We start from the raw sequence: 7680 nt of genomic DNA, 5'->3' as shown, positions 1-7680 counted from the left end.
TCATTTTTTTCAAAAAGCGGAGGCAACTGATTAGCCCTGATAGGCGCTGGCGAACCCGGGAGAAGGCTTAGCCACCACAGCAGGTCCGAAGCGTCCCGAGAAAATAAAAGTCTCGACTAGACATCTATGCAGGAAAATTTATACTTTCTTAATCGTATAAAATTGAGCAGGCCATTGATCAGCCTGCCCTTCGTTTTTATCGAATCACTTCTTGATTGCCCATATAAGGCTGCAAAACTTTTGGAATGACAACTGTGCCGTCTTCTTGCTGATAATTTTCTAAAATCGCGGCAACCGTCCGGCCGATCGCTAATCCAGATCCATTGAGCGTATGCACATGTTCAGGTTTTGCTTTCGGATCGCGGCGGAAGCGAATGTTCGCACGGCGCGCTTGAAACGCTTCAAAGTTGCTGCAAGATGAAATTTCTCGATACGTTCCGTAGCTTGGAAGCCAAACTTCAATATCGTATTTTTTCGCTGCTGTAAACCCTAAATCACCTGTACACATGCTCATTACACGATACGGAAGCTCTAATAGTTGCAATACTTTTTCCGCATGACCTGTCAGTTTTTCTAGTTCCTCGTATGAATCTTCCGGCTTTACAAATTTCACGAGCTCTACTTTATTGAACTGATGCTGGCGAATAAGTCCACGCGTATCCCGACCAGCAGATCCTGCTTCAGAACGAAAACATGCGCTATATGCCACGTAGTTTAGCGGTAAGTCTTCGGCGGATAAAATTTCATCGCGATGCAAGTTAGTAACAGGCACTTCAGCTGTTGGGATCAGGAAATAATCTTCGCTTTCGACCCGAAACGCATCCTCTTCAAATTTCGGCAATTGACCAGTTCCTGTCATGCTAGCACGATTCACAAGATAAGGTGGTAACACTTCTACATACCCATGCTCTTCGACATGAAGATCGAGCATAAAATTGATGAGCGCACGCTCTAAACGCGCACCAAGCCCTTTATAAAAGACAAAGCGGCTTCCCGTCACTTTGGCGGCGCGTTCAAAATCGAGAATGCCAAGTTGGTCCGCAATTTCCCAATGCGGTTTCGGTTCAAATGAAAACGATCGTGGTTCGCCCCATTTGCGAATCTCGACGTTATCGTTTTCTGACTCCCCGATTGGCACCGATTCGTGCGGAATGTTCGGAATAGACAACAATAGCATTTCTAACGCTTCTTCGACTTGGCGCAACTCTTCGTCTAACTCCTTAATGCGATCGCCGACTTCACGCATTTCGGCAATTAAATGGTCTGCCTCTTTCTTTTCCCGCTTTAAAACAGCAATTTGTTGCGACACTTCGTTGCGCTTATTTTTTAATTCTTCCGCTTGAGCAATTAGCTCGCGGCGCTTTTTGTCCAGCTCTTCAAACCGCGCGAAATCCGTTAAATCTTCGCCGCGATGTGCTAGCTTTTCTTTTACTTCGGCAAAATTAGCGCGCAAAAATTTTAAATCTAACATAAGCCTTCTCCTCCTCGAATATATTGTTGAAAATAAAAACTCCCGTCCCTAATAAAGGGACGGGAGTAACCCGCGTTGCCACCCTACTTGAAGACAAAACGTCTTCCGCTCAAATCGGTAACGGCGTTCGCCGGAAATGCTTACTGACCGTTAGCGTTCGGCATTTCACTCAAGGATGGATTCACAAGTGTCCTTCATCGGTTTGCACCACCCACCGACTCTCTGTAGAAGAACATTCTTGTTACTAGTTCCTTTCATCGTTTTAACAGCTATTCCATTTTCGATAATAATGTACTATAAGGGTTAGCAAGATGCAACTGTTTTATGCTTTCGACTCTCTGACCATGTTTACGAAATATTGGGTCATCCGATGGTCATCCGTCAATTCCGGATGGAACGAACAACCTAAAAACTGCCCTTGTCTTGCTGCCACAATTCGGTCTTCATGCTTCGCCAAAATTTCGACATCTTCGCCAACTTCCACAATATGTGGAGCCCGAATAAACACACCAACAAAATCATCCGCAATTCCAGCAATCGACAACTCTGCTTCGAAGCTTTCGCGTTGCCGTCCGAATGAATTACGTTCAACCGTCACATCCATTAAGCCGAGATGCGGTTCTTCGTATCCAACAATGCGCTTCGCTAAAATAATCAAGCCCGCGCACGTCCCGAACATCGGTTTTCCTTGTACCGCAAATTGCTTAAGCGGCTCCATAAACCCGTATTTATCCATAAGCCGGCGCATCGTTGTACTTTCGCCGCCTGGGATAATCAAGCCATCGATTTCTTGTAACTGCTCCGGCTTTTTCACGACGACCGCTTCCGCTCCACACGCTTCAACGGAGCGAACGTGTTCTCTCACTGCTCCTTGTAGCCCTAAAACACCGATTTTCACCATCATGATCTTCTCCCTGTATTACCAACCGCGTTCTTGCATGCGTTGTTCCGGTAATAGAGATGAAATATCGATTCCTTTCATTGCTCCTCCTAATCCTTTCGAAAGATGAGCAATTAACTCATAATCTTCGTAATGAGTTGTCGCTTCGACAATCGCACGCGCATATTTCTCAGGGTTTTCGGATTTAAAAATACCTGAACCTACAAACACTCCGTCTGCCCCTAAATACATCATTAACGCCGCATCCGCTGGAGTCGCCACACCGCCTGCCGCAAAGTTAACGACAGGGAGACGGCCGAGCCGTTTAATTTCTAATAATACTTCAAACGGTGCACCTAAATTTTTCGCTTCCGTCATAAGCTCATCTTCGCTCATGCTCACAACTTTACGCACTTGAGCGTTCACTTTTCGCATATGACGAACCGCCTCAACAATATTTCCTGTCCCTGGTTCTCCTTTTGTTCGTAACATCGACGCGCCTTCTGCAATTCGGCGAGCAGCTTCGCCTAAATCACGGCAACCACAAACAAATGGAACCGTAAATTGACGCTTATCGATATGAAACTCCTCGTCTGCCGGAGTTAACACTTCACTCTCATCAATGTAGTCAACACCTAACGCTTCTAACACGCGTGCTTCGACATAATGGCCGATACGCGCTTTCGCCATGACCGGAATCGACACAGCTTTCATCACTTCTTCAATGACTGTTGGATCGGCCATGCGCGCTACACCGCCCGCTGCACGAATGTCAGCTGGAACGCGCTCTAGCGCCATAACAGCTACAGCCCCTGCTGCTTCCGCGATTTTTGCTTGCTCTGCGTTGACAACGTCCATAATGACGCCGCCTTTTTGCATTTCTGCCATCCCACGTTTTACACGTTCAGTACCTGTAATCGCCACTTGTAATTCCTCCCAGTTTCATTATGTAGTCCTATTTTGCTTCATTTTACTGGAAAATAGAAAAATCTACAACCAATAATCTTGATTACATTTCTTTATTTTACCTCAATTTTTTCAAAAATCACAATAAAAAAGTGAAAAGCCCCCGTTTTTCATGAGGGGCTTTGTTTAAAACCAGCCTTTTACCGTTTTAGCAACGCTCGTCCAAATATCGCTAAATAAACCACCAATTCCTCTCATCATCAACACAAACCAATTGGCTTTTTCCACGCTTTTTTTTGTAACTACATCTACTTTAACTGCATTTTTGAAACTTGGGGCTAAATAATCATTCGTATCGGTACCTGTATATTTTAACGTCATGTATCCGACTATTTCGCCTTTTTTAACCGGTGCCGTTAGTTTCTTTTGATCGAGCACATATACAGGCTGATAATTCTTTTCTTCTCCATTTTTAATCACAAGCGAAAGCGGTTGTTTGGTGGCAATCGCTACAGATTTTTCTTTCCCTTTCACCACCGGCAATGTAGCAGTGCCTTTTTGTTGATATCCAGCCGGATAAAGCTCTTTCAGCGAGTAATTGCTAAAAGCGTAATCAAGCAATTTTCTCGTCTGTTCAAATCGTGCGCCAATGCTTGACTTTCCATTACTTTTAGCATTCATAACAACCGTAATAAAACGCATGCCATTTCGTTCTGCCGTTCCGGTAAAACAATATCCAGCAAATTCCGTATATCCTGTTTTTAAGCCGTCTACCCCTTCATACGAGTAAATTAGCCCTGGCAACATCCAGTTCCAGTTATCCATTTTAATTTGGTCATCGGTGCCTTCGCGAAAGATTTTTTTCGGAATGCTTGCTGTTTGGAGCACTTCCGGATATTCCTTGAGCAAATGATAAGCTAACATCGCAACAGACCGAGCCGACATTACGTTCTCTTCGTTTTCATTCGTTCCTTGTGGATGTAGCCCTTTTAAATCTTGGTTGCTCAACCCTGTCGCATTAACAAATTTGTAGCCAGGAAGACCTAGCTGCTTCGCTTTTTCATTCATCATTTTCACAAAATTTTCTTCCGATCCGCCGACAATCTCGGCAATCGCTACTGTCGCAGCATTAGCGGAGTAAATCGCCATCGCCTCGTAAAGATCACGAACGGTATATTTTCCATCTTTACGCAATGGAACGTTAGACAAATCACGGTCTTGCGAAAGTCGATAAACGTACTCGCTCGGTGTGTACTGCTGATCCCATTTGACGCGCTGCTCTTTAATCGCCTCTAGCAACAAATACTCTGTCATCATCTTTGTCATGCTGGCAATTCCAAGTACCGTATCAATATTTTTTTCATACAAAATTCTTCCGGTTTTTGCATCAACAAGAATCGCCGCATCCGCTTCAATATTTAACGGATCTTGCGCTGCTTTAGCGTTTCCAAACGGAAACACGACTGACAATAACAAGGCAACAATGAACCCTATAATTATATTTTTCTTTCGTTTCACCTTTGTCCCTCCTCACACAACCGTTATTGTAACACATCCCTATTCAAAAAAATAGACGGAGGAACATTCCTCCGCTTCAATTTCAAAACAAAAATGATGTTATGAGAGAGAATAATTTGGTGCTTCTTTTGTAATTTGTACATCATGTGGATGGCTTTCCCTTAATCCGGCACCTGTCATGCGAATAAATTGCGTTTTTTCGCGCAATTCTTCTAAATTTTTCGTGCCGCAGTATCCCATACCCGATCTTAGTCCACCAACGAGTTGATAAATTGTATCGGCAAGCGGACCTTTATATGGGACACGACCTTCGATTCCTTCTGGAACAAATTTTTTATTGTCTTCCTGGAAGTAACGGTCTTTGCTTCCTTTTTCCATTGCGGCCACTGAGCCCATTCCGCGGTATACTTTAAAGCGTCGACCTTGATAAATTTCCGTTTCCCCAGGGCTTTCTGTCACGCCTGCCAACAAGCTTCCAAGCATTACCGCATGCGCCCCTGCCGCTAATGCCTTGACAATGTCGCCTGAATATTTAATTCCCCCATCAGCAATAATCGGAACGCCATATTTCCGAGCCTCTGTCGCGCAATCATAAATAGCCGTAATTTGCGGCACCCCTACACCGGCGACAACGCGTGTCGTACAGATTGAACCCGGACCAATTCCGACTTTAATAATATTCGCGCCCGCTTCAATTAAGTCTCGTGTCGCCTCTGCTGTCGCGACATTCCCGGCAATAATGTTTAACGCTGGATACTGTTCGCGAATCTTCCGAACCGTTTCAAGTACTCCTTTCGAGTGCCCGTGAGCCGTATCGACTACAATAACGTCAACATTCGCCTCTACAAGCTTTTTCACGCGCATCATCGTATCTGCAGTCACTCCAACGGCAGCCCCAACTAATAAACGGCCCTGCTTGTCTTTTGCCGAATTCGGGAATTCGATGACTTTTTCAATATCTTTAATGGTTATTAATCCTTTAAGAACGCCATTTTCATCGACAAGTGGCAATTTTTCGACTTTGTATTTTTGTAAAATCTTCTCTGCCTCTTCTAGCGTTGTACCAACAGGAGCTGTAATTAAATTTTCTTTCGTCATCACATCGGAGATTTTGATGGAGTAATCTTGAATAAAGCGCAAATCCCGGTTGGTAATAATCCCAACAAGCTTTTGCTCTATTTCGTTGTTGACAATTGGAACGCCGGAAATGCGATATTTCCCCATTAAATGCTCGGCATCATACACTTGATGTTCAGGGGTTAAAAAGAACGGATCTGTAATGACGCCACGTTCGGAACGTTTTACTTTGTCTACTTGTTCAGCTTGCTGTTCAATGGACATGTTCTTATGAATAATTCCTAATCCGCCTTGGCGAGCCATCGCAATCGCCATTTCTGCTTCTGTGACCGTATCCATTCCTGCACTAATAATCGGGATATTTAGCTGCAATGTCGGGCTTAATTGTGTTGTAACATCCACATCGCGAGGCAATACCTCTGATTTGGCAGGAATAAGAAGAACGTCATCAAATGTTAACCCTTCTTTTAAAAATTTAGATTCCCACATGTTTTCTCCCCCTTATCCGGAAATATTATTAGTAGCTTAACAACTGGTTAAAATACTGTCAAGGAATCATAGAAATGTTCGATTTTTCAATCAATTCTTACTTTACTTTGTAACGAAGGGAGAAAAAAGATGCTTCACTATAAAGATATTTGGATTTCATTCGCTTCTTTTTGTTCGGCTAATATCGTTCAACCATTTTTATACCGTTGCTATAAAAAAATAGGGAGAGAAGATGCAAAACAAAAAAGCTATACTAATTGTTATGCCTTTCTTTACTACTTGGAACACGGACAAAATTTTTATTTAACAGCCCGGAATTCGCCGATCTCGATTCAGCCGGTTCTTTTATTTTATGGAATGGTTCAGCTTTTAAAAGCGTGTCTTCTTACGGTCGATGCGGACTATCCGGAATCCACTTCCATTTTGGCGCACGGTGTTTCCACAAGAAAGCGAAAAAAGCAAAGCTATGAGTTTTTCGCTGACGAAGTGAAAATCCAAAAGCACGGATTGTTTACTCATTTTTCTGAAAAAATGTTTCATGTGAAACAAATGAGTGGGGAAAAGTTTCACATGCGGGCGTTATTGCAGCGAATAGGCGAACTTCATGAACTGTTTGAAACGTATTACGGCCAGCCATTATCAAGAAAAGTTGTTTACGATCCTTTCTGCCAATCGCTCTTGATCCCTGTCGACATTTTAGATGATTATCATATGACGTTTGAGCGTTTTATCCACTATATCGCTAAAGAGTGGAACTGGATTCAAGCAGAGGCCGTGCAAATAGAAGGAAACTATATTAAAGCGGTATGTCGGCGCGAACCCGGGCTTCTGGCATGCGAACCGCTCATGTTAGATGTCAGCGATGGATTGTACCGCTTACCAATAATCCGTGAAAAACTATTTCAGTTGCCAGAAATAATCACCCATTATTTGCTGCTATATAACTTAAGTATGATTTCCCGCTACGAAACCGAATGGTGGGGAGAATTACTGCATTCCTACTCAAGTGAAGCTTATCCTTTCATTCACAAGTTTTTAGCGATCACATCAAAAAAAGGACCACAGTTGCTTTACGAATATTTGCTTCATCTAAGAAAAACCGTGATACTCGGCAACAATAAAAAAGACTGACTAAACGTTTGTTTAGTCAGTCTTTTTCGCCTAGCAACGTCCTACTCTTGCAGGGGCGCTAGCCCCAACTACCATCGGCGCTGGAGAGCTTAACTTCCGTGTTCGGGATGGGAACGGGTGTGTCCTCTCCGCTATCGTCACTAGACTGGTGAAGGATTGTTCCTTCAAAACTAGATAACAGGTGGTGGGAAGAAAAGGATGGAGCGTT

General features: G+C 43.5%; 6 protein-coding genes, 1 rRNA gene and 1 other annotated feature. Of the genes, 1 reads left to right on the top strand and 6 read right to left on the bottom strand.

The genetic code is table 11. The features are described 5' to 3' along the window. Nucleotides 1–196: 196 nt before the first annotated feature. The 5 genes from serS to guaB all read right to left on the bottom strand — a co-directional run bounded on the left by serS (nucleotide 197) and on the right by guaB (nucleotide 6341). A complete protein-coding gene (serS, locus tag M4I42_RS15815; protein ID WP_268853027.1) occupies nucleotides 197–1471 on the bottom strand; it encodes a serine--tRNA ligase in 1275 nt (424 codons plus the stop codon). 52 nt (nucleotides 1472–1523) lie between these two features. Continuing rightward, nucleotides 1524–1738: a binding site (T-box leader), on the bottom strand. A gap of 55 nt (nucleotides 1739–1793) precedes the next feature. Then, the gene (gene pdxT, locus M4I42_RS15810) at nucleotides 1794–2372 is read right to left on the bottom strand and encodes a pyridoxal 5'-phosphate synthase glutaminase subunit PdxT (protein ID WP_268853026.1); all 579 of its coding nucleotides are present in this window, start codon (nucleotides 2370–2372) and stop codon (nucleotides 1794–1796) included. A gap of 18 nt (nucleotides 2373–2390) precedes the next feature. Then, a complete protein-coding gene (pdxS, locus tag M4I42_RS15805; RefSeq protein ID WP_066322275.1) occupies nucleotides 2391–3275 on the bottom strand; it encodes a pyridoxal 5'-phosphate synthase lyase subunit PdxS in 885 nt (294 codons plus the stop codon). Nucleotides 3276–3443: 168 nt separating this feature from the next. Beyond that, a complete protein-coding gene (locus M4I42_RS15800; protein ID WP_268853025.1) occupies nucleotides 3444–4775 on the bottom strand; it encodes a D-alanyl-D-alanine carboxypeptidase family protein in 1332 nt (443 codons plus the stop codon). 99 nt (nucleotides 4776–4874) lie between these two features. Beyond that, on the bottom strand, nucleotides 4875–6341 hold the full coding sequence (gene guaB, locus M4I42_RS15795; protein WP_268853024.1) for an IMP dehydrogenase: 1467 nt from the start codon (nucleotides 6339–6341) through the stop codon (nucleotides 4875–4877). Between the two features lie 129 nt (nucleotides 6342–6470). Here guaB and M4I42_RS15790 point away from each other — a divergent pair, with 129 nt between their 5' ends. Then, nucleotides 6471–7472, top strand: a complete 1002-nt coding sequence (locus M4I42_RS15790; RefSeq protein WP_268853023.1) for a YaaC family protein — start codon at nucleotides 6471–6473, stop codon at nucleotides 7470–7472. Nucleotides 7473–7500: 28 nt separating this feature from the next. Here M4I42_RS15790 and rrf read toward each other — a convergent pair. Then, a 5S ribosomal RNA gene (gene rrf, locus M4I42_RS15785) occupies nucleotides 7501–7617 on the bottom strand. Nucleotides 7618–7680 lie beyond the last annotated feature (63 nt).

It is taken from the genome of Anoxybacillus sp. J5B_2022, from assembly GCF_026847645.1.
In the GTDB taxonomy this organism is placed as follows: domain Bacteria; phylum Bacillota; class Bacilli; order Bacillales; family Anoxybacillaceae; genus Anoxybacteroides.
The sequence above is the reverse complement of the archived record's forward strand: the minus strand, read 5'-3'. Positions and strand labels throughout refer to the sequence as shown.

Bases quoted from the DNA above. Each gene is read 5' to 3' on its own strand.
- serS (WP_268853027.1), bottom strand. From the start codon at position 1,471: ATGTTAGATTTAAAATTTTTGCGCGCTAATTTTGCCGAAGTAAAAGAA.
- pdxT (WP_268853026.1), bottom strand. From the start codon at position 2,372: ATGGTGAAAATCGGTGTTTTAGGGCTACAAGGAGCAGTGAGAGAACAC.
- guaB (WP_268853024.1), bottom strand. From the start codon at position 6,341: ATGTGGGAATCTAAATTTTTAAAAGAAGGGTTAACATTTGATGACGTT.
- M4I42_RS15790 (WP_268853023.1), top strand. From the start codon at position 6,471: ATGCTTCACTATAAAGATATTTGGATTTCATTCGCTTCTTTTTGTTCG.